Genomic DNA, 18,845 nt, shown 5'->3' on the forward strand with positions numbered 1-18,845 from the left:
TTCGCCGCTGCGTTCAGTGTCCTGAACTCAGCGGCAGCGTCAGCACCGCCAGCGCGCCGCCGCCCTTGGCGTTGGCCAGCTCGATGCGCCCGCGGTGCAGCGCGGCGATCTCCTTGACGAAGGCCAGCCCCAGGCCGGTGCTCTTCTTCTGGCCGTTGGGGCGGGCCAGCGAATAGAACTTCTCGAACACCTTGTCGCGCGCGTAGTCCGGAATGCCCGGGCCGTGGTCGCGCACGGCGATGCGCGCCTGCTTCGCATCGGCCTCGAGGCTCAGCAGCACGGTGCTGCCGGCCGGCGAGAAATCGACGGCGTTGTCGAGCAGGTTGCTCACCGCGCGGCGCAGCAGGAAGGGATCGCCCTCGGTCAGCGGCTGCGCGCGCAGGTCGAGCGCCACGCGCACGCCGCGCGCGGTGGCCGGCCCCTGCGCGCTGGCCACGAGTTCGTCGAGCAGCGTGGCCAGCGCGACCGGCTGGGTGCGTTCGAGCACGCGGCGCGTTTCCAGCGCGGTGAGCTCCATCATGCGGTCCACGATCTCCTGGATGCGCCGGGTCTCGCGTTCGATGTTGGCCAGGAAGTGTTCGCGCTCGTGCTGGGGCATCGACGGCTCCTGCAGCAGTTCGGCCGCGCCGCGGATCGCCGACAGCGGGCTCTTCACTTCGTGCGTGAAGGTCTGCACGTAGTCGGCCACGTAGTTGCGGCCGGTGAGCGCGTCGCGCATCTCGCCGAAGCCGCCGCGCAGCGCGTCGAGCGCGCGCCGCGCCATGCGGCTCAGGCTCAGGCTCTTCTGCGCGCGCGTCCAGCGCACGTAGTCGGAGATCAGTCCGAAGGGCCGCACCAGCCAGACCGACACGATGATCGCCAGCACCAGCAGCGCGAAGGCCGAGCCGACGCCGACCCACAGCGTGCGCGCCCGCGCGTCCTCGACGAACTGGCCGAAGCTCTGCACCGGCTTGCCCACGCTGACCATGCCGACGATCTCGTTGTTCCAGCGGATCGGCGCGCCCGCGTACATCACCGAGGTGCGCGGATCGACCTCGACGTCGCGCGAGGTGCGTGCGCCGTAGACGCCGGCCAGCGCACGGCTGACATCGATCCAGCGCGAGTAGTCGGCGCCGGTGGCGCGGCCCAGCGAGTCGAAGAGCACGCGGCCGTTGCGGTCGGTCACGTAGACGCGCAGCTCGACGCGGTTCTTGTGCAGGTTGTAGATCTGGGCCGAGAACTGGCGCGCATAGACCGAGCGGAACAGCGGCTCGAGCCGCACCGTGTTGATGGCGCCGGCGATCACGTCCTGCTCGATCAGGCTGGCCATGAACTGCGAGGTGTCGACCAGCGACTCCTCGGCCGATTCGCGGTAGCGCGGATCGATGTCGCCGACCACGCGGTAGAGCAGGAAGGCGATGCCCGCGGCGTAGATCAGGAGGATGCCCAGGAAGATCCGGCTGCGTCGGCTCATGCGCAGGCTCAAGGCGTTGCCGGCAGTTCTTCGTTCAGCGCATAGCCGGTCCCGCGCAGGGTGCGGATCGGCTCGACCTCGGGCGCGATCGCCTTGAGCTTGGCGCGCAGGGTCTTGATGTGGGCGTCGACCGTGCGGTCGAAGCTGTCGCCCGGGTCGTCCCAGACCATTTCCAGCAGCTCGTCGCGCGTGTAGACGCGGCCTGGCCGCTGCACGAACAGGCACAGCAGGCCGTATTCGTAGCGCGACAGCTCCAGCGCCCGGCCGTAGTAGCGGATCTGGCGCCGCTCGCCATCGAGCAGGAAGGGCTGTGGCGCGCTGGAGGCCATGGGGGCAGGGGGGGCTGCGGGCGGGCTGACAACGGCCCTTGTGCTGCGCCTGAGCACCGTTCTGACCCGGGCCACGAGTTCCCTGGGCGAAAAAGGCTTCGCGATGTAGTCGTCGGCCCCCAGTTCCAGGCCGACCACCCGGTCGATCTCGTCGCTGCGGGCGGTCAGGAAGATCATCGGCACGTCCGAGCCACCGGGCAGCGCCTGCAGCCGCTTGAAGAGCTCGAAACCGTTGAGATCGGGCAGACCCACGTCCAGGATGGCCAGCGCCGGCGCTTCACGGCTGAACTGCGCGATCGCTTCCTGCGCCGTCGGGCACCAGACGGGCGAAAAGCCATCGCTGCGCAGCACGTACTGCAGCGTGTCGGCGATGCCGGGCTCGTCTTCCGCGATCAGGATCCGGGAGTTGAAGGCGAGGGACGGGGCGTTCATGCGGGAATGGTAGCGATGCGGCGGGGGCCGGCCCCTCCGGAATGATTTTTTTCGAAGCAAGTTGCCCCTTGTCTTCTCTTTTATTTCTTTAATTCAAATTAGTAGTAGTAGATAAGGGCCGCTTCCTGCTGTGGACAGCCCGATATTTTCGTGATGTGACAAGGACTTGCGGTTCCGCAAAGCATGTGCGCAGCGCCGCGCCCGTGCTGTCGCGCCATGTGGAACAACTTGGGCCGCCGCCGCCGCGCTGTGAACAACTGCGCTTTCCCGTCCGGATTCTCCCCAGAGTTGTCCTTTGACACGGCTTGAAAAACCTGGGAAAGGAAGGTCACGATCCAAGGCATCTACTGCCCAAGTGTTGAGCAGATTGTCGTTTTTTCTTTGAAAACAAGCACTTGCAGCGCTCTTACAGGAAATCACCTGAGTTATTCACAGCCTTACCCCGTGTTTGTGGGGAGAAAGTGGCTGCTGGCGGGCGCGCCCACGCCGAAGTCGGCGCGTTCTGAGCACTTTTCAGGTGTCCGCATGCATCCGGCACCGTTTTGCGACCCTGTAGCGCGCCGAGTTCGGTGGAAGCCGGCGGCGTTTCACCGCGCGAAGTGAATGCGTCGGGCATCGACGTGGTTTCCAGGCGGACGCACAAGGTGGCGGAGAGCCGATTCGGCGATTTTTTTCGCGCTCTCTATCTCTAATTTCTCTTATTCAAATTAGTAGTAGTAATAGAGGAAGCGACGGTTCTGTGGACAGCCGCATCTTTTCCTTCCCTGACAAGGACTTGCGGCGCTTCGAAGCATGTGCGCAGCCTTGCGCCGCTGCTGTCGCGCGCACAGGCACAACTCGGGCCGCCGCACCGCGGCTGTGGACAACTGTCTTCTTGTGCCGGAATTTCCCCCAGGGTTATCCTTTGACAAGGCCGTGATTTTTGTCGAATTCGCCGTTTCGAGGCCAAGACATCCACTGCCCAATTCTTGAGCAGTCTGTTGTTTTCCCTTTGAAAACAAGGACTTGGCGATGCTCTACAGAACAGTGCGTGGGTTATTCACAGCGTTACCCAGGTTTTGTGGGGAGAACGCCGTGTTGTTCGGCACTTTCGCGGCGGCCTCGTGAAGCTGTGGGTACCTCGGCAGGCGTGCGCGCCGAAGGCCGGAAAATCCCAAAAAAATTGAACCCAACGTTATCCCGCGCCGGTCCGGTGTTTCTGCCTTCCGGCTCTGGCGTCCGTGAAGCGGGCGCAGGAACGTGTCCGAGCCCATGTTTCCATTCCATGACAAGGACTTGAAGCGCTTCGAGGCAGAGGCAGGTTGCCGCGCCGAGGCCGTCCCTATCCGCATGGCCAGGCCCGCGCCTGTGGACAACTTCGGGTGTTATGCCGGAATTCTCCACAGCTTTGTCCTTTGACAGGCTCCAGAGATTCTGGGAAAGGGCTTTTGGACCCAAAGACATCCACTGCTGAAAAAATGAGCATGTTAAGGATTCCCGTTTAAAAACAAGCACTTGCAAAACCCTTACAAAGCAGTGCGTGAGTTATGAACAAAGTTATCCAGTGTTTGTGGGGAGAAGGCGCGCTTCTGCGGATGTTCTGTGCATCCCTTGGACTTCGAGGCCCCCTTAGCTTCCGTCGAGGCGAGGCGCGTGCGCGGCGGCCGGCATCCAGCGACGCCCCTGACCCTTCGGGAGCCGGCACGCATCCGCTGAGGTGCTGTGGGATGCCCGCCAGGGCTGTTCGACAGGCGCACGGCGCGCCGTGTTCGGCGGCAAGCGTGTGGCGACCGAAGACCACCGTGGGGGATGGCGCCGTTGGGGGTGCCTGACCGATCGAGCGGGCGCCAACGGGTATGCCGGCCCTGTGCAAGCGGGCGCGACGCGATCGGATGTTTTTTAAGCGTGGAATTTCGCCCGGTTCCTATCTTTTATTTCTTCTATTCAAATTAGTAGTAGTAGATAAGGGATGCGGTGTTCTGTGGACAGCTCGCTATTCTTGTTTCATGACAAGCACTTGGCGCGGCGCGATGCATGTGCGCAGCTCTGGTCCGGAGGTGTCTCGCATGCAGGAACAACTTCAGGTCCGGCGCTGCATCTGTGGACAACTGCCGGCTTGTGCTGAAATTTTCCACAGACTTGTCCTTTGACAGACCCTCGACAATCTGGGAAAGGGCTTGTTCAAGAGAAATCATCCACTGCCATAAAAATAGGCAATCTAGAGAATTTCCTTTGAAAACAAGGACTTGCATTGCCTTTACAAGACAGTGCGCGAGTTATGCACAGACTTGCCCCATTTTTGTGGGGAGAAGGGCAGTTTTCGGGGCCTGCTGCGGATAACTTCCACCGGCGCAGCATGTGCGGGCCTGCGGCCACGTCCCGGAGCGGGAGGTCGATGGCGATTGAGACGCGGCCAGGCGCGAGCGAGCCGGTGCTGTTTCAGCCCCTGTTTTCAATCGGCGTATTTTTTTCGGTCCAGGCGCCGCCTTTTTCTTCTTCTTTCTTTCATGGCGATGAGCGGCAGCAGGCAAGGGCAGGTCACCCTCTGTGGAAAGGCCTCTTTTTCCTTGCTGTGACAGGCACTTGCAACGCCTGAAAGCCTGTGGGCAGGCGGGTGTCGCCGCCGTGGTGGCGTGAAAAGGGCACCTGCCCCAGCGGTCGGCGCTTTGGAAAATCGGCGGGTTGTGCCGGAATTATCCCCAGGGTTGTCCTTTGACAGGGGCCAAAAGATCTGGAAAAGCCGTGCTTCCGAAAAAAGACATCCACTGGTCAATTCTTGAGCAGTCTGTTGTTTTTCCTTTAAAAACAATGACTTATGTCGCTCTTACAAGAAAGCACCTCAGTTATTCACAGAGTTACCCAAGATTTGTGGGGAGAAAGCAGGCAACCGATGCCTTCGGCCTCAGCATCGAGGTTCAGGCGCCCGAAGCGCCTCTGAACCTCTACAGATTCCAAGGAAAGCACCGTGAACCCGTCCGAAACCCGCGCCATCGTCACCCTCAGCCTGCTCGCTGCCTTTGTCGACGGCGACAAGCACGCACGGGAGCGCGACGAGATCAAGCGCATCGCCGAGGGCCTGTCGCAGGCCGATGGGCTGCATCTGCCCACGCTCTACCAGGACGTGCTGATGAAGCGCGTGTCGCTGCCCGAGGTCAGCGCGGCACTGGCCAGCGCCGAAGCGCGCCAGCTGGCCTACGAGATGGCGGTCTGCGTCTGCGATGCCGACGGTGCGCAATCGGACGCGGAGCGTGCCTTCCTCGCCGACGTGCGCACCTCGCTCGGGCTGGATGCCGAGCAGGCCACGCAATTCACCGCCCAGGCCGAGGCCCTGGCCACGGCGTCGGTGGCCTCCGCCGTGCCGGCCTCGACGCCGGCTGCCGCTTCGGCGGTCGACGAGGCCGAACTCGACAAGGCGATCCTGAATGCCGCGATCCTCAACGGCGCACTCGAACTGCTGCCCGAGACGCTCTCGACCATGGCGATCATTCCCTTGCAGATGAAGCTGGTCTATCGCATCGGGCAGGCGCACGGCTATGCGCTCGACAGCGGCCATGTGAAGGATTTCATCGCCACGGTGGGCGTGGGCCTGACCTCGCAATACCTCGAGCAGGCGGGACGCAAGCTGCTGGGGGGCCTGCTCGGCAAGGTGGGCGGCGGCCTGCTGCGGGGCGTGGGCCGCCAGGCCGTGAGTTCGGGCATGAGCTTCGCCACCACCTATGCGCTGGGCCATGTCGCGAAGCGCTATTACGCGGGCGGCCGCACGCTGTCGACGCAGACACTCAAGGACGCCTACGCCAGCATCACCCAGGAAGGACAGGGCCTGCAGGCACGCTACCTGCCGGCCATCCAGGAACAGGCGCGCACGCTCGACCCGGCACGGATTCTCTCGATGGTGCGCGGCGCCTGATCCGGCGCCTCAGTTCGTCGGCCGGCGCAGGTGGATCTGCCGGCGCGAGGGCTCGGGCGCGACGGCCGCGGAGATGGGCGCGAGCCGCTCCGGAAAGACAAGGGTGTGGGCCAGGGCGGGCCGCTCGACCTGCAGCCGCTCCATCGCATCGAGCAAGGCGCCGAGTCCGCGCATCCAGGAGCGCTTGAGCCGGGACTTCAGGTCCGGATGGCTGGCCGGCGTGCCATAGGCGTCGGCGCTCAGGCCGTTCCAGTGCATGCCGTCGAGCATGTTGGTGCAGACCGAGATCGACACCGACAGCGCCCGGGCGGCATGCCACCAGCCGGTGGGCACGAAGATCATGTCGCCCGGTTGCAGCACCGTGCGGTACTGGACCGCCTGCGCCAGCAGCGGAAAGCGTTCCAGGTCCTGCATCGCGGGGTCGTCGACCGAGGACTGGTTGGGTCTTTCAGGCAGGGGGTAGAGCTTCGGCCCGTCCTCCGGCGCGTACATGATGAATTCCTTGTCGCCGTAGATCTCGGTGATCGCGGCATGCGCCGCTTCGCCGTCGTAGTGCATCACCGGAAACTTGCTGCCGACCCCGCCGACCAGCAGCTTGAGGTAGCCGTCGGGCCGTTGCCAGCGCGTGGGCATGAGGGGGCTCGCGTAGCGGCGCGGGAAGGCGTAGGGGTTCTGCGGGATCAGGTCGGGCAGCAGTTCCGGCAGCACCTCGTGCAGGAAGGACCGGTGCATGTACGGGCCCGGCGCCTCGGCGCTCGAGGCGATCACGCGGTCGATGAATTCGTCGAAGGGAAGGGTCTCGTCGTAGGCGATCGGCATCGGTTTGCTGCCGAAGCGCTGCCGGAAGTAGGCCGGGGTCCACTGGCGCATGGCCGCCCAATCGCGGGCCACATGCGAGATGACCACCGGCCGGTTGGTCCACATGTAACGTGCAAGGAACTGCTCGTAACTCAGGTCATCGGCCTCGATCTTCTCGATCGGCCGCCACGCCGCGGCCACGCGGGACGGAGCCACCGGAGTGGCGGAAGAACCGTTGTGTGCCATGGCAGCTGTTGTAAGTTTTAGTACTTAAATACTAGAAACAAGGGCTACCACCCGCAATGCGAATTTTGTAATCGGTTGTTTGAGCCCCTGTGCTCAATGGCCTGCCAGGTCATCGAGGATCGGGCAGTCGGGCCGCCCGTCGCCGTGGCAGCAATGCACCAGGTGCGAGAGCGTGCGCTGCATCGCCTGCATGCTGGCGATGCGTTCCTCGAGTTCGCCCAGGTGGCGTTGCGCGATCTTCTTCACGCTGGCGCTGGCGCGTCGGCGGTTGTGCCAGAGGCCCACGAGTTCGGCGATCTCCTCCATCGAGAAGCCCAGGTCGCGCGAACGCTTGATGAACTGCAGGCTGTGGATGTCGGCCTCGGTGTACTGGCGGTACCCGCTCTCGGTGCGTGCCACACCCGGCAGCAGGCCCAGCCCTTCGTAGTGCCGCACCATGCGCGCCGACACGCCCGAGCGCTCGGCGGCGGCACCGATGTTCCACGGGCCGGCGGCGGTCGACGGCGTGGCGCTCACTTCACCACGTAGCCGGCGTTTTCGATCGCGGCCACCAGGTCGGTGCGGGGTTGTTCGCTCAGCACGTCGACATGGCCGGTGGGCAGGTCGATCGTGACCTGCGCCTCGGGGTCGACGCTCTGCAGCGCGTTCTTCACGGTGCTGGCGCAATGGCCGCAGGTCATGCCGGTGACTTCGAATTTCTGGCTCATGGTGTGTTCCTTGGGGGATGGATGAAACGAAGCTGCAGTGTGAACCTTGACACCATGAAAAGGTCAAGGAAATTCCATGCTTGACCTTGCCATGGTGTGAGGCTTTAGTCTCGGCCCATGAACACTTCATTGACCACACTGGACATCGCCGTCGGCGGCATGACCTGCGCGTCCTGCGTGATGCGCGTCGAACGCGCGCTGAAGCAGGTGGCCGGCGTACAGGACGCCAGCGTCAACCTCGCCACCGAGAGCGCGCGCATCACGCTCGCCGCCGATGCGTCGGAGGAGGTCGATGCGCGGCTGCGGCGTGCAGTGCGCAGCGCGGGCTACGAGCCGCGCACGGCCGAATCGGCGCAGGCCGCATCCGCGAACGACTCGCCCTGGCAGGGCTTCGGCCCGGTCGCGGCCGGCCTTGCCCTGTCGACGCCGCTGCTCGCGCCGATGCTGCTGGAGCCCTTCGGCTTCCATGCGATGCTGCCGCCGCTGTGGCAGTTGCTGCTGGCCGCGCCGGTGCAGTTCTGGCTGGGCGCGCGCTTCTACCGCGCGGGCTGGCATGCGGCGCGCGCGCTCACCGGCAACATGGACCTGCTGGTGGCATTGGGCACCAGCGCGGCCTTCGGCCTGTCGCTGTGGCTCTGGTGGCGCGCCGGGCCGGGCGGGATGCCGCATCTTTACTTCGAAGCCTCGGCGGTGGTGATCTCGCTGGTCTTGCTGGGCAAATGGCTGGAGACGCGCGCCAAGCGGCAGGCGACCTCGGCCATCCGTGCCTTGCAGCAGCTGCGGCCCGAAGTCGCACACCTGGTCGGCCCGCGCAGCGAGACCGACGTGCCGCTGGCCGAAGTCATGGCCGGCGACAGGCTGGCCGTGCGCCCGGGCGAACGCGTGCCGGCCGATGCGCAGGTGATCGAGGGCCAGTCGGAGGTCGACGAATCGATGCTGACCGGCGAACCACTGCCCGTGGCCAAGGGCCCCGGCGATGCGCTCACCGGCGGTTCGGTCAACGGGGCAGGGCGGCTGCTGGTCGAGGTGCGCGCGGTCGGTGCCGAGAGCGTGCTGGCCCGCATCATCCGGCTGGTGGAAGACGCGCAGGCGGCCAAGGCGCCGATCCAGCGCCTGGTCGACAAGGTGTCGGCGGTCTTCGTGCCGGCGGTGCTGGTGATCGCGCTGCTCACGCTGGCCGGCTGGCTGCTGGCCGGTGCCGGCACCGAGGCCGCGCTGGTCCACGCGGTGGCGGTGCTGGTGATCGCCTGTCCCTGCGCGCTGGGCCTGGCCACCCCGGTCGCGGTGATGGCCGGCACGGGCGTGGCCGCCAGGCGCGGCATCCTGATCAAGGACGCGCGTGCGCTCGAGCTCGCGCACCGGGTCGACACCGTGGCCTTCGACAAGACCGGCACCCTGACCTTGGGCACGCCCACGCTGACCGAGTTCGTGCCGGCCGCCGGCACCGACGCGCGTGAGCTGCTCGCGGTGGCCGCCAGCCTGCAGCGCGGCAGCGGCCATCCGCTGGCCAAGGCGGTGCTCGCCGCGGCGGCGAAGCAGGGCATCGAGGCGGTCGCGGCGCGCGACATGCAGTCGCCCTCGGGCCGCGGCGTGCGCGGCTTCGTCGGCGCGTCGGAATGGGCCATCGCCAGCCTGCGCTGGTGCGAGGAACTCGACGCGCGGCCCGACGGCACCGCGGTGCAGCGCCTGCAGCAGCAGGGCGCGACGGTGTCGGCGCTGCTGGCCTTCGGTGCCGAGGGCGCGCCGGTGGTGCAGGCACTGCTGGCCTTCAGCGACGAGCCCAAGCCGCAGGCCGCGCAGGCGGTGGCCGCTTTGCGGGCCCGCGGGCTGCGCGTGGTGATGATCTCGGGCGACAACCGGCATGCGGCGCAGGCCATGGCCGCGCGTGTGGGCATCGCGGCCGAGGACGTGCGCGCCGAAGTGCTGCCGGCCGACAAGGCCGCGCAGGTGACGGCCCTGCGCACCGATGCACAGGGCGGGGTGCATGTGGTGGCCATGGTGGGCGACGGCGCCAACGACGCACCCGCGCTGGCCGCGGCCGACGTGGGCATCGCGATGGCCAACGGCACCGATGTGGCGATGGAGGCCGCGGGCATCACCCTGATGCGCGGCGACCTGGCGCTGGTGGCCGATGCGCTCGACCTGTCGGCGCGCACCGTGGCGAAGATCCGCCAGAACCTGTTCTGGGCCTTCGCCTACAACGTGATCGGCATCCCCTTCGCGGCCTTCGGCCTGCTGAGCCCGGTGGTGGCCGGTGCCGCCATGGCGGCCTCCAGCGTGAGCGTGATGGCGAATGCGTTGTTGTTGCGCCGCTGGCGGCCGAACAAGTCCTAGGCTTGGTGTAGAAACGCAGCACCCGCGGCCTCTCCATTTCTTTTCTGCCCCATGCGAATCCTGTTGATCGAAGACGATGCCGTGCTGAGCGACATGATGTTGCGCAGCCTGCGCGATGCCAACCACCGCGTCGACCTGGCGACCAACGTGGAGGATGCCGACCACCTGTGGCGGGTGCAGCTGTTCGATGCGGTGCTGCTCGATCTCACGCTGCCCCTGACCGGCAGCCGCACCAGCGGCCTGGCCAGCGGCCTGAACGTGCTGCGCCAGGCGCGCGGGCGCGGTGACCGCACGCCGGTGCTGGTGCTGACCGCGCGCGACCGCACCGAGGAGCGCATCGCCGGCCTCGATGCCGGGGCCGACGACTACCTGGGCAAGCCCTTCGACCTGGCCGAGGTGGAAGCCCGGCTGCGGGCCCTGGTGCGGCGTGCGCAGGGCACCGAGGACGTCTCCACCCTGGGCGGCCTGCGCCTGGACCGCAAGGCGCGGCGCTTCGGCGTGGCGGGCGTGCCGCTGGACCTGCCGGCGCGCGAGTTCGAGGTGCTGTGGGAGCTCATGAGCCCGCCCGGCCGCACGGTGAGCAAGCGCGCGCTGTCGGACAAGCTGTCGACCTTCGACGAGTCGCTGGGCGACAACGCGCTCGAGGCCTTCATCTCGCGGCTGCGCAAGAAGCTCGCGGGCAGCGGCGCCAGCATCCGCACCCTGCGCGGCCTCGGCTACCTGCTGGAAGCCGAGGCAGAGGCCTAGTGCAGGCCGCGACGCCGCGAGCCGTTGCGCCGTCGCTCACGCGGCGCGTACTGCGCGGCGTGCTGCCGCCGCTGGCGCTGACCTGGCTGATCGGCACCGGCATCGCGCTGGGCGTGGCCAACAGCTTCACCGAGCAGGCCTTCGACCGCACGCTGCTCGACGATGCCTACGCGGTGTCGTCCAACGTGCGCGCCACGCCGAACAGCGTCGAACTCACGCTGACGCCGCGCGAAGTGACGGCCGTGCTGTTCGACCAGACCGAGGCGGTGCACTTCGCCGTGCGGCAGCTGGACGGCCGCCACCTGGCCGGCGATGCGGCCCTGCAGGCGCCGTTTCCGGAGGGCACGGCGCTCCACCGGTTTTCGGACATCAGCTTCCGGGGCGAGAAGCTGCGGGCGGTGGTGCTCGACCATGGGCTGCCCCATCCCTACCGCGTGGTGGTGGCGCAGACCACGCGCGGCCGCAGCGCGCTGCTCGAACGCCTGCTGGTCTATTCGCTGGCACCGCAACTGCTGTTGCTGGCCCTGGTGGCGGCCTGGCTCTGGCGTCACATCAACCGCGAGTTGCGGCCGCTGGGCGAGCTCGAACAGGCGCTGGGGCAGCGCGATGCCAGCGACCTGTCGCCGGTGCCGGTGGCGCGCAGTTCGCGTGAGCTGGAGCGGCTCGGCGATGCGCTGAACTCGCTGTTCAACCGGGTCGCGTTCAGCGTGCGGGCCCAGCGCGAATTCGCGGGCAACGTGGCGCACGAACTGCGCACGCCGCTGGCCGGCATCCGCGCGCTCGCGGACTACGGCCTGGCCCAGACCACCCCCGACATCTGGCGCGAGCAGCTCGGCCGCATCGCGGCCAGCCAGGCGCGCGCCAGCCATCTGGTCGACCAGCTGCTGGGGCTGGCCCTGGCCGACGAGGGGCGCACGGCCCTGCAGCGCGAACCGGTGCGGCTCGACGACATGGTGGAACAGGCGGTGCTGCGGCACCTGGCGCGGGCCGACGCGCAGGGCGTGGACCTGGGCGCGCGCGGGCTCGAAGGCGCGCCGGTGACGGTGCACGCGAGCGTCGCGCTGATCGAAGGCATCCTGGACAACCTGATCGACAACGCGCTGCGCTATGGCGGCCGCACCATCACCGTCGAGCTGTCGGGCACGGTGCTGTCGGTGGTGGACGACGGCCCGGGCATTCCGCCGGAGGCGCAGCGCACGCTGATGGAACGCTGGGCCCAGGGGCCCGACGGCCAGAAGCTGGGGCAGGGCGCAGGCCTGGGGCTGTCGATCGTGTCGCGCTATGCGGAGCTGCTGCGGGCGGAGTTGCGGCTCGAGGCGGCGGCGCCGACCGGGCTGCGGGTGAGCCTGGCCTTCGGCGAAGCGACCTGACAGGACGGAGCCTACAGCGGCGTGCCCTGGTGGAAGGCCATGCGCCACCGTCCCTGCCGGCAGCGCCACAGCGAGCTTCGCAGCGAGTCCGCGGCGGGTCGTTCGGCGCTGGCTTCGCGATGCACGCGGTAGGTCACCAGCGCCACATCGTTCGCCATTCTTTTGACGCGAAAATCCGTCATCTCCCGGATGGAGAAGGCTTCGTCGCGCAACGCGTCGATGATGGCAGCGCGGGTCCAGACGGTGCCGGACACGCCGAGCTCATGGAAATCCTCGTCCAGCAGTGCTTCCAGCCGCGCGGCGCTGGCGCGCACTTCGCGCTGGTGCAAGGCGCCCTCGAGTTTCAGCAGCAGGGCCTCGAGGTCCTCCGCTGGCGCGGCTTCGTAGAGTTCCAGCGGAAGGCCGTCGGGATCGGCGAAGAAGGCGAAGCGGCGGCCGGTGTATTCGTCGACGCGCAGGGGCTCGACGGCAATGCCCTGGGCCGTGAGTTGGTCGGCCATGGCCTGCACGTCGGGCACTTCGAAGCACAGGTGGCGCAGGCCCTGCGCTTCGGGCCGCGTGGGCCGCGCGGGGGCGCCGGCAAAGGAGAAGAGCTCGAGCTGCGAGCCGTCGGGCAGGGCCAGGTCGAGCTTGTACGAATCGCGCGCGGCCCGGTGGTTCTCCGCGATCACGCGCAGGCCGAGCACTTCGGTGTAGAAGCGCTTCGACACCGCGTAGTCGCCGCAGATGATGGCCACATGGTGGATGCGGTCGAGCGGCATCGAGGTGCCTAGCGCAAGGGCTTGCGCAGGAACACGCGCGTGCGGCCGTCGAGCGTCTCGCGCTTGTATTCGACGTAGCCGATGCGCTGGTAGAGCGCCAGGTTCTCGCTCATCTTCTCGTTGGTGTAGAGATAGATCGATGCATGGTCCTGCCGCAGCGCTTCGCGTTCCGCGAGCGCGAGCAGGGCCCGCCCGACGCCCGTGCCCTGGTGGGCCGGCGACACCGCGATCACGTCGACCAGGAAGCCCTCGTCGGTCAGGTCCAGCAGCAGGGCCGCGACGGTCTGCTGCTGCAGCGTGGCGACCCAGACCTGCACGCTGGCGATCGCTTCGCGGTAGTCGCGCTGCATCGGCCGGGGCACGATGCCCAGGCGCGTGACATACACCTGGAAGGCATCGCACACGCAGGCGGTCACGGCGGCCGCGTCGGCGGCCGTGGCGCGCCGCAGGGTCCAGGGGGAGGCGTGGGTCATGGCTTCGATGGTTCCCCCTGTGGGGGCGGCAGCGTGCTCAGGCGAGCGCGGGATAGTCGGTGTAGCCCTTCTCGCCGCCGCCGTAGAGCGTGGCCTTGTCGAGCGGGTTCAGCGGCGCGTCCTCGCGCAGGCGGCGCACCAGGTCGGGGTTGGCGATGTAGGGACGGCCGAAGGCCACCAGGTCGTCGCCTTCCTTGACGGCCGTCTCGGCCAGGGGCTTGTCGTAGTTGTTGTTGACCATCCAGGCGCCCTTGCCGCCGGCCTGGCGGTAGGCGGCCTTGAGGGCTTCGTAGTCGAAGGGACGGTCGGCGATTTCGCGCGGGCCGCCGGTGGCGCCTTCGATCACGTGGATGTAGGCCAGGTTCAGGCTGGCGAGCTGCTTGACCACGTACTCGAACAGCGGCTGCGGATCCTCGTCGTGCACGTCGTTGGCGGGCGTGACGGGCGACAGGCGGATGCCGGTCTTGCCACCGCCGATGGCGTCCGCGATGGCACGCGTGGCTTCCAGCAGCAGGCGGGCGCGGTTCTCGATGCTGCCGCCGTAGTCGTCGGTGCGCTGGTTGCTGTTGCGCTTGAGGAACTGGTCGAGCAGGTAGCCGTTGGCGCCATGCACCTCGACGCCGTCGAAGCCCGCGGTCTCGACCGCATTGCGTGCGGCGGCGGCGTAGCTGTGGACGATGCCCGGCAGTTCCTCGGCCTTGAGCGCGCGCGGCTCGGAGGTCTCGACGAAGCTGGCCACGCCGTCCTTGATCAGCACGGTCTTGCTCTTGGCCGTGATGGCCGAGGGCGCGACGGGCTGGCCGCCGTCGGGCTGCAGCTCGGTGTGCGAGATGCGGCCCACGTGCCACAGCTGGACCACGATCTTGCCGCCCTTGGCGTGCACCGCGTCGGTCACGCGCTTCCAGCCGTCGAGCTGCTCGGTGCCGTAGAGGCCCGGCACGTCGGCGTAGCCCTGGCCCTGGTGGCTGATGGCCGTGGCTTCGGTGATCAGCAGGCCGGCGCTGGCGCGCTGTTCGTAGTAGGTGGCGGTGATGGGCAGCGGCACGGCGCCAGGCGAACGGTTGCGCGTCAGCGGCGCCATGACGATGCGGTTGGCGAGGTGCAGGTCGCCTGCCTGGACGGGATCGAAGAGAGTGGGCACGGTGCGTCTTGTCAGAGATGAAAGGGATGCCCAGCGTAAGCGCCGGTGCGCATCCCTGCTGCGGTGAGGTTGTCGTTTTGCTGCTAGGCGGGGCCGCCGCGCTGTGCTTGCGCGAACGGCCCGGCCCGCGGCTTACTTCAGCAGGCCTTCGGCCTTGAGCGCGGCCTGCACCGCGGGGCGTGCGCCCACGCGCGCATGCCAGGCCTGCAGGTGCGGGTAGGGCGTGAGATCGATGGCCATGGGCTTGGTCCAGTTCACTACGGTGAAGAGGTAGCCGTCGGCCACCGTGAAGTGTTCGCCCATCAGGTATTCCTTGTGCTCGAGTTCCTTGTCGAGCCAGGTGAAGCGCGTCGCGAGGCGGTCCTTGGCGATGGTCTTCGCCTCGTCGGGCATGGCGGGGTTGAACAGCGGGCTGAAGCCCTTGTGGATTTCGGTGCCGATGAAGGTCAGCCATTCCTGCAGGCGGTAGCGCGGCAGCGTGCCGTTGGCGGGCGCGAGGTTCTTCAGCGGCACCATGTCGGCGATGTACTGCACGATGGCCGGGCCTTCGCGCAGGCGCGTGCCGTCGTCGAGCTCCAGCATGGGCACGTAGCCCAGCGGATTGATGCCGTAGTAGTCGGTGCCATCCTGCAGCTTGTGGCTCTTGGTGCTGGCCAGCACCGGTTCGAAGGCGAGGCCGGCTTCGTGCAGGGCGATGTGGGGCGACAGCGAACAGGCGCCGGGCGAGTAGTACAGCTTCATGCAATGCTCCAGAGGATGGGTGAGGGGACGGAAAAGCAGTCCGGCGCACACGCGTCGGGCGCCGGCGCTATTGCGCACCGGTCAGCCGCCGATCGTAGCGGTTCGGCCTCGCGTTTTTGTCCTACGGGGGCTTGCGCGGCCCGACTATCCGCCGCATCGGAGGCGCTTTCTAAGCTGCTCTCCATTGCGGCGCAGTGCCGCCATCGAGGAGCTTTCCATGCTGAAGTACGCCATCATTTTCGCGCTCGTTTCCCTGGTTGCCGGTGCGCTCGGCTTCGGCGGTGTCGCGGCGGGTGCCGCCGGTATCGCCAAGGTGCTGTTCGGGCTGTTCCTGGTGCTGGCCGTGGTCTTCCTCGTGCTGGCCGCGCTGGGCGTGGGCGCCGTGCGGAAGGCGATCGACTGATGACCCACCGGGTGTTGCGATGGCCGGTGGAGCGCCGCTTGGGCCTGCTGCTGCAGACCCCCGCGCACCGCGTGGTGCGGGTGCTGCAGGTCACGCAGGCCCATTGGGCCACCGCCGACGCATTGGCCTCGGTGAACGAACCCACGCCGTCGCGTGCGCGGCGCACGATGGCGTCGCAGCAAGAGGCACAAGCGGCCTGAACGGTCCGCGGTTGCTATTAAATAGATAGCGGCTCAACGCATGACGGAGCGGCCTGCCGGGCCGCATGAGGGGCCGGGCGGAGCCCCCACAGGCCCTGCGAAATGCAGGCGCCGCTTAAAATCGGGGCCCCTCCCTGCAGACTCCCACGCCGCGCACGCGAGAGTGCGCCCCATCTCATGCTCTATCCTGAAGAATTCGACGTCATCGTCGTCGGCGGCGGTCACGCCGGTACCGAAGCCGCACTGGCCTCCGCCCGCATGGGCGCCAAGACGCTGCTGCTGACCCACAACATCGAGACGCTGGGGCAGATGAGCTGCAACCCCTCGATCGGCGGCATCGGCAAGGGCCATCTGGTGCGCGAGGTCGACGCGCTGGGCGGCGCGATGGCGCTGGCCACCGACGAGTCGGGCATCCAGTTCCGCATTCTCAATTCGAGCAAGGGCCCGGCCGTGCGCGCCACGCGGGCCCAGGCCGACCGCGTGCTCTACAAGGCGGCGATCCGCCACCGGCTGGAGAACCAGCCGAACCTGAGCCTGTTCCAGCAGGCGGTGGACGACCTGATGGTGGAGGGCGATCGCGTGGTGGGCGCGGTGACGCAGGTGGGCATCCGCTTCCGGGCACGCACCGTGGTGCTGACCGCCGGCACCTTCCTCGACGGCCGCATCCATGTGGGCCTGGACAACTACCAGGCCGGCCGGGCAGGGGACCCGCCGGCCATCAGCCTGTCGGCCCGGCTGAAGGAATTGAAGCTGCCCCAGGGCCGGCTCAAGACCGGCACGCCGCCGCGGCTCGACGGCCGCAGCATCGACTTCTCGAAGTGCATCGAGCAGCCGGGCGACGGCATGCCCGGCGGCGAGACCACCACCATGCCGGTGTTCAGCACCATGGGCCGCGCGGACATGCATCCGCGGCAGATGGCCTGCTGGATCACCAACACCAACGCGCGCACGCACGACATCATCCGCTCCGGCTTCGACCGCAGCCCGATGTTCACCGGCAAGATCGAGGGCGTGGGCCCGCGTTATTGCCCCAGCGTGGAAGACAAGATCAACCGCTTCGCCGACAAGGAAAGCCACCAGATCTTCCTAGAGCCCGAAGGCCTGACGACGAACGAGTACTACCCGAACGGGATCTCGACCAGCCTGCCTTTCGACATCCAGTACCAGCTGGTGCGCTCGATGGTGGGCCTGGAGAACGCGCACATCCTGCGCCCGGGCTATGCGATCGAGTACGACTACTTCGATCCGCGCGAGCTCAAGAGCAGCTTCGAGACGCGTGCGATCCAGGGCCTGTTCTTCGCCGGCCAGATCAACGGCACCACCGGCTACGAAGAAGCCGCGGCCCAGGGACTGTTCGCCGGCATCAATGCCGCGCTGCAGTGCCGGGGCGAGGGCGCCTGGCTGCCGCGCCGCGACGAGGCCTACCTGGGCGTGCTGGTCGACGACCTGATCACCAAGGGCGTGACCGAGCCCTACCGCATGTTCACCAGCCGCGCCGAGTTCCGGTTGCAGCTGCGCGAGGACAATGCCGACATGCGCCTGACCGACACCGGCCGCAAGCTGGGCTTGGTGGACGACGCGCGCTGGGATGCGTTCTCGCGCAAGCGCGACGTTGTTTCACGTGAAACACAGCGGCTGAAATCGGTCTGGGTCAATCCCCGCAACCTGCCGGCCAGCGAGTCGCAGCGGGTGCTGGGCAAGGCCATCGAGCACGAATACAACCTGGGCGACCTGCTGCGGCGCCCCGACGTCAACTACGCGGCGCTGATGTCGCTGGACGGCGGCAAGTACGTACCGGCCGAGCCCCTGGCGCCGGTCGAGGTGGAGCAGGTCGAGATCTCGGCCAAGTACTCGGGCTACATCGACCGCCAGCATGACGAGGTGCAGCGCGCCGCCCACTACGAGAACCTGCGCCTGCCGGCAGACTTCGACTACAGCCAGGTGAGCGCACTGAGTTTCGAGGTGCGGCAGAAGCTCGAACGCCAGCGGCCCGAGACCCTGGGCCTGGCCTCGCGCATTTCCGGCGTGACGCCGGCCGCCATCTCCTTGCTGATGGTGCATTTGCGCAAGGGCGGGCATCGCGCCTTCGCACGCGATGCCGTGGCCGACACCGCTGCGCCGGTGACCGAGCAATGAGCCAGTCGATTCAGTTGCAAGAGGGCGCCAAGGCCCTCGGCCTGGCGCTGAGCGATCTGCAATCCGAGCGGCTGCTGGCCTACGGTGCGCTGATCCTCAAGTGGAACAAGGTCTACAACCTCACGGCCTTGCGCGAGCCCGATGCGGTGCTGAGCCACCACCTGCTCGACAGCCTCTCGGTGCTGCCGCCGCTGCAGCGCGAGCGGCCGGCCAGCGCCGTCGGTACCAAGCTGCTGGACGTCGGCGCCGGGGCAGGGCTCCCCGGCGTGGTGATCGCCATCCTGCGCGAGGACATCGACGTGACCTGCCTGGATGCGGTGGCCAAGAAGACCGCCTTCGTCCAACAGGTGGCGGCCGAGCTGCGCCTGCCCAACCTGCGCGGGCTGCATGCGCGCGTGGAGGCGCAGCGCGGTGCCTACGACGTGATCAGCTGCCGGGCCTTCGCCTCACTGCCCGATTTCTACAACGGCTCGCAGCAACTGCTGGGCCCGCAGGGCATCTGGCTGGCGATGAAGGGCAAACTGCCTTCGGACGAACTCGCGCAGCTGCCGCCTTTCGTCGATGTGTTTCACGTGGAACAACTGACCGTGCCGGGCCTGGACGCCGAGCGCTGCATCGTCTGGGCACGAAAAGCAGTGTCCTGAACGCTGCAGGGGTGTCGGTGGCAGGGATGGCTCGCTTAGACTCG

Annotated in this window: 18 protein-coding genes; 9 read left to right on the forward strand and 9 right to left on the reverse strand. The window is 67.4% G+C overall.

Features of this window, described 5'->3' with window-relative positions; translation table 11 throughout:
• Positions 1–13 precede the first annotated feature (13 nt).
• A complete protein-coding gene (creC, locus tag QTI20_RS27490) occupies positions 14–1,453 on the reverse strand; it encodes a two-component system sensor histidine kinase CreC (RefSeq protein WP_286555143.1) in 1,440 nt (479 codons plus the stop codon).
• Between the two features lie 8 nt (positions 1,454–1,461).
• Positions 1,462–2,214: a two-component system response regulator CreB gene (gene creB / locus QTI20_RS27495; RefSeq protein WP_286555142.1), complete on the reverse strand. Its 753-nt coding sequence runs from the start codon at positions 2,212–2,214 to the stop codon at positions 1,462–1,464.
• Between the two features lie 2,374 nt (positions 2,215–4,588).
• Between creB and QTI20_RS27500 the strand changes: the two genes are divergently transcribed.
• Both QTI20_RS27500 and QTI20_RS27505 read left to right on the forward strand, forming a co-directional pair.
• Entirely contained in the window at positions 4,589–4,789 is a 201-nt protein-coding gene (locus tag QTI20_RS27500; protein ID WP_286555140.1) for a hypothetical protein, read from the forward strand.
• A 369-nt stretch (positions 4,790–5,158) separates the two neighbouring features.
• On the forward strand, positions 5,159–6,100 hold the full coding sequence (locus QTI20_RS27505) for a YcjF family protein (RefSeq protein ID WP_286555139.1): 942 nt from the start codon (positions 5,159–5,161) through the stop codon (positions 6,098–6,100).
• Between the two features lie 9 nt (positions 6,101–6,109).
• Here QTI20_RS27505 and QTI20_RS27510 read toward each other — a convergent pair whose 3' ends face one another.
• The 3 genes from QTI20_RS27510 to QTI20_RS27520 form a co-directional block, all read right to left on the reverse strand.
• A complete protein-coding gene (locus QTI20_RS27510; RefSeq protein ID WP_286555137.1) occupies positions 6,110–7,114 on the reverse strand; it encodes a cupin-like domain-containing protein in 1,005 nt (334 codons plus the stop codon).
• Between the two features lie 123 nt (positions 7,115–7,237).
• Positions 7,238–7,660, reverse strand: a complete 423-nt coding sequence (gene cueR, locus QTI20_RS27515) for a Cu(I)-responsive transcriptional regulator (RefSeq protein WP_286555136.1) — start codon at positions 7,658–7,660, stop codon at positions 7,238–7,240.
• A complete protein-coding gene (locus QTI20_RS27520; protein ID WP_286555135.1) occupies positions 7,657–7,851 on the reverse strand; it encodes a heavy-metal-associated domain-containing protein in 195 nt (64 codons plus the stop codon). Before QTI20_RS27520 ends, cueR begins: the two co-directional genes overlap by 4 nt.
• Before the next feature lie 117 nt (positions 7,852–7,968).
• Between QTI20_RS27520 and QTI20_RS27525 the strand changes: the two genes are divergently transcribed.
• The 3 genes from QTI20_RS27525 to QTI20_RS27535 are packed head-to-tail and all read left to right on the forward strand — an operon-like array spanning position 7,969 to position 12,302.
• Positions 7,969–10,185, forward strand: a complete 2,217-nt coding sequence (locus QTI20_RS27525) for a heavy metal translocating P-type ATPase (protein ID WP_286555134.1) — start codon at positions 7,969–7,971, stop codon at positions 10,183–10,185.
• Between the two features lie 51 nt (positions 10,186–10,236).
• Positions 10,237–10,932 carry a response regulator transcription factor gene (locus QTI20_RS27530; RefSeq protein WP_286555133.1) on the forward strand — a complete coding sequence of 232 codons (696 nt, stop codon included), beginning with the start codon at positions 10,237–10,239 and terminating at the stop codon, positions 10,930–10,932.
• Entirely contained in the window at positions 10,932–12,302 is a 1,371-nt protein-coding gene (locus QTI20_RS27535) for a sensor histidine kinase (protein ID WP_286555132.1), read from the forward strand. The genes QTI20_RS27530 and QTI20_RS27535 overlap by 1 nt, the downstream gene beginning before the upstream one ends.
• 11 nt (positions 12,303–12,313) lie before the next feature.
• Here the strand turns inward: QTI20_RS27535 and gloA2 are convergent, their stop codons facing one another.
• From gloA2 to gstA, 4 genes are all read right to left on the reverse strand, one after another.
• The gene (gene gloA2, locus QTI20_RS27540) at positions 12,314–13,063 is read right to left on the reverse strand and encodes an SMU1112c/YaeR family gloxylase I-like metalloprotein (RefSeq protein ID WP_286555130.1); all 750 of its coding nucleotides are present in this window, start codon (positions 13,061–13,063) and stop codon (positions 12,314–12,316) included.
• An 8-nt stretch (positions 13,064–13,071) separates the two neighbouring features.
• A complete protein-coding gene (locus QTI20_RS27545) occupies positions 13,072–13,536 on the reverse strand; it encodes a GNAT family N-acetyltransferase (RefSeq protein WP_286555129.1) in 465 nt (154 codons plus the stop codon).
• Positions 13,537–13,573: 37 nt separating this feature from the next.
• Positions 13,574–14,677 carry an alkene reductase gene (locus tag QTI20_RS27550; protein WP_183028486.1) on the reverse strand — a complete coding sequence of 368 codons (1,104 nt, stop codon included), beginning with the start codon at positions 14,675–14,677 and terminating at the stop codon, positions 13,574–13,576.
• 132 nt (positions 14,678–14,809) lie between these two features.
• Positions 14,810–15,418: a glutathione transferase GstA gene (gene gstA / locus QTI20_RS27555; protein ID WP_286555128.1), complete on the reverse strand. Its 609-nt coding sequence runs from the start codon at positions 15,416–15,418 to the stop codon at positions 14,810–14,812.
• 217 nt (positions 15,419–15,635) lie between these two features.
• Between gstA and QTI20_RS27560 the strand changes: the two genes are divergently transcribed.
• The 4 genes from QTI20_RS27560 to rsmG all read left to right on the forward strand — a co-directional run bounded on the left by QTI20_RS27560 (position 15,636) and on the right by rsmG (position 18,801).
• Positions 15,636–15,821, forward strand: a complete 186-nt coding sequence (locus QTI20_RS27560) for a DUF1328 family protein (protein ID WP_183028484.1) — start codon at positions 15,636–15,638, stop codon at positions 15,819–15,821.
• Positions 15,821–16,021 (forward strand): hypothetical protein, encoded by a 201-nt coding sequence (locus QTI20_RS27565; protein ID WP_286555126.1) that lies wholly within the window; start codon positions 15,821–15,823, stop codon positions 16,019–16,021. Before QTI20_RS27560 ends, QTI20_RS27565 begins: the two co-directional genes overlap by 1 nt.
• Before the next feature lie 177 nt (positions 16,022–16,198).
• Complete coding sequence (gene mnmG / locus QTI20_RS27570; RefSeq protein WP_286555124.1) at positions 16,199–18,157, forward strand: tRNA uridine-5-carboxymethylaminomethyl(34) synthesis enzyme MnmG; 1,959 nt, start codon at positions 16,199–16,201, stop codon at positions 18,155–18,157.
• Entirely contained in the window at positions 18,154–18,801 is a 648-nt protein-coding gene (rsmG, locus tag QTI20_RS27575; protein WP_286555122.1) for a 16S rRNA (guanine(527)-N(7))-methyltransferase RsmG, read from the forward strand. Before mnmG ends, rsmG begins: the two co-directional genes overlap by 4 nt.
• Positions 18,802–18,845: the final 44 nt, after the last annotated feature.

The organism is Variovorax sp. J2P1-31, from assembly GCF_030317215.1.
In the GTDB taxonomy this organism is placed as follows: Bacteria; Pseudomonadota; Gammaproteobacteria; order Burkholderiales; family Burkholderiaceae_C; genus Variovorax.

Excerpts from the sequence above, each read along its gene's own strand:
- creC (WP_286555143.1), bottom strand. The coding sequence starts at position 1,453 with ATGAGCCGACGCAGCCGGATCTTCCTGGGCATCCTCCTGATCTACGCC.
- creB (WP_286555142.1), bottom strand. The coding sequence starts at position 2,214 with ATGAACGCCCCGTCCCTCGCCTTCAACTCCCGGATCCTGATCGCGGAA.
- QTI20_RS27500 (WP_286555140.1), top strand. The coding sequence starts at position 4,589 with ATGGCGATTGAGACGCGGCCAGGCGCGAGCGAGCCGGTGCTGTTTCAG.
- QTI20_RS27520 (WP_286555135.1), bottom strand. The coding sequence starts at position 7,851 with ATGAGCCAGAAATTCGAAGTCACCGGCATGACCTGCGGCCATTGCGCC.
- QTI20_RS27525 (WP_286555134.1), top strand. The coding sequence starts at position 7,969 with ATGAACACTTCATTGACCACACTGGACATCGCCGTCGGCGGCATGACC.
- QTI20_RS27530 (WP_286555133.1), top strand. The coding sequence starts at position 10,237 with ATGCGAATCCTGTTGATCGAAGACGATGCCGTGCTGAGCGACATGATG.
- gloA2 (WP_286555130.1), bottom strand. The coding sequence starts at position 13,063 with ATGCCGCTCGACCGCATCCACCATGTGGCCATCATCTGCGGCGACTAC.
- QTI20_RS27545 (WP_286555129.1), bottom strand. The coding sequence starts at position 13,536 with ATGACCCACGCCTCCCCCTGGACCCTGCGGCGCGCCACGGCCGCCGAC.
- gstA (WP_286555128.1), bottom strand. The coding sequence starts at position 15,418 with ATGAAGCTGTACTACTCGCCCGGCGCCTGTTCGCTGTCGCCCCACATC.
- QTI20_RS27560 (WP_183028484.1), top strand. The coding sequence starts at position 15,636 with ATGCTGAAGTACGCCATCATTTTCGCGCTCGTTTCCCTGGTTGCCGGT.
- QTI20_RS27565 (WP_286555126.1), top strand. The coding sequence starts at position 15,821 with ATGACCCACCGGGTGTTGCGATGGCCGGTGGAGCGCCGCTTGGGCCTG.
- mnmG (WP_286555124.1), top strand. The coding sequence starts at position 16,199 with ATGCTCTATCCTGAAGAATTCGACGTCATCGTCGTCGGCGGCGGTCAC.
- rsmG (WP_286555122.1), top strand. The coding sequence starts at position 18,154 with ATGAGCCAGTCGATTCAGTTGCAAGAGGGCGCCAAGGCCCTCGGCCTG.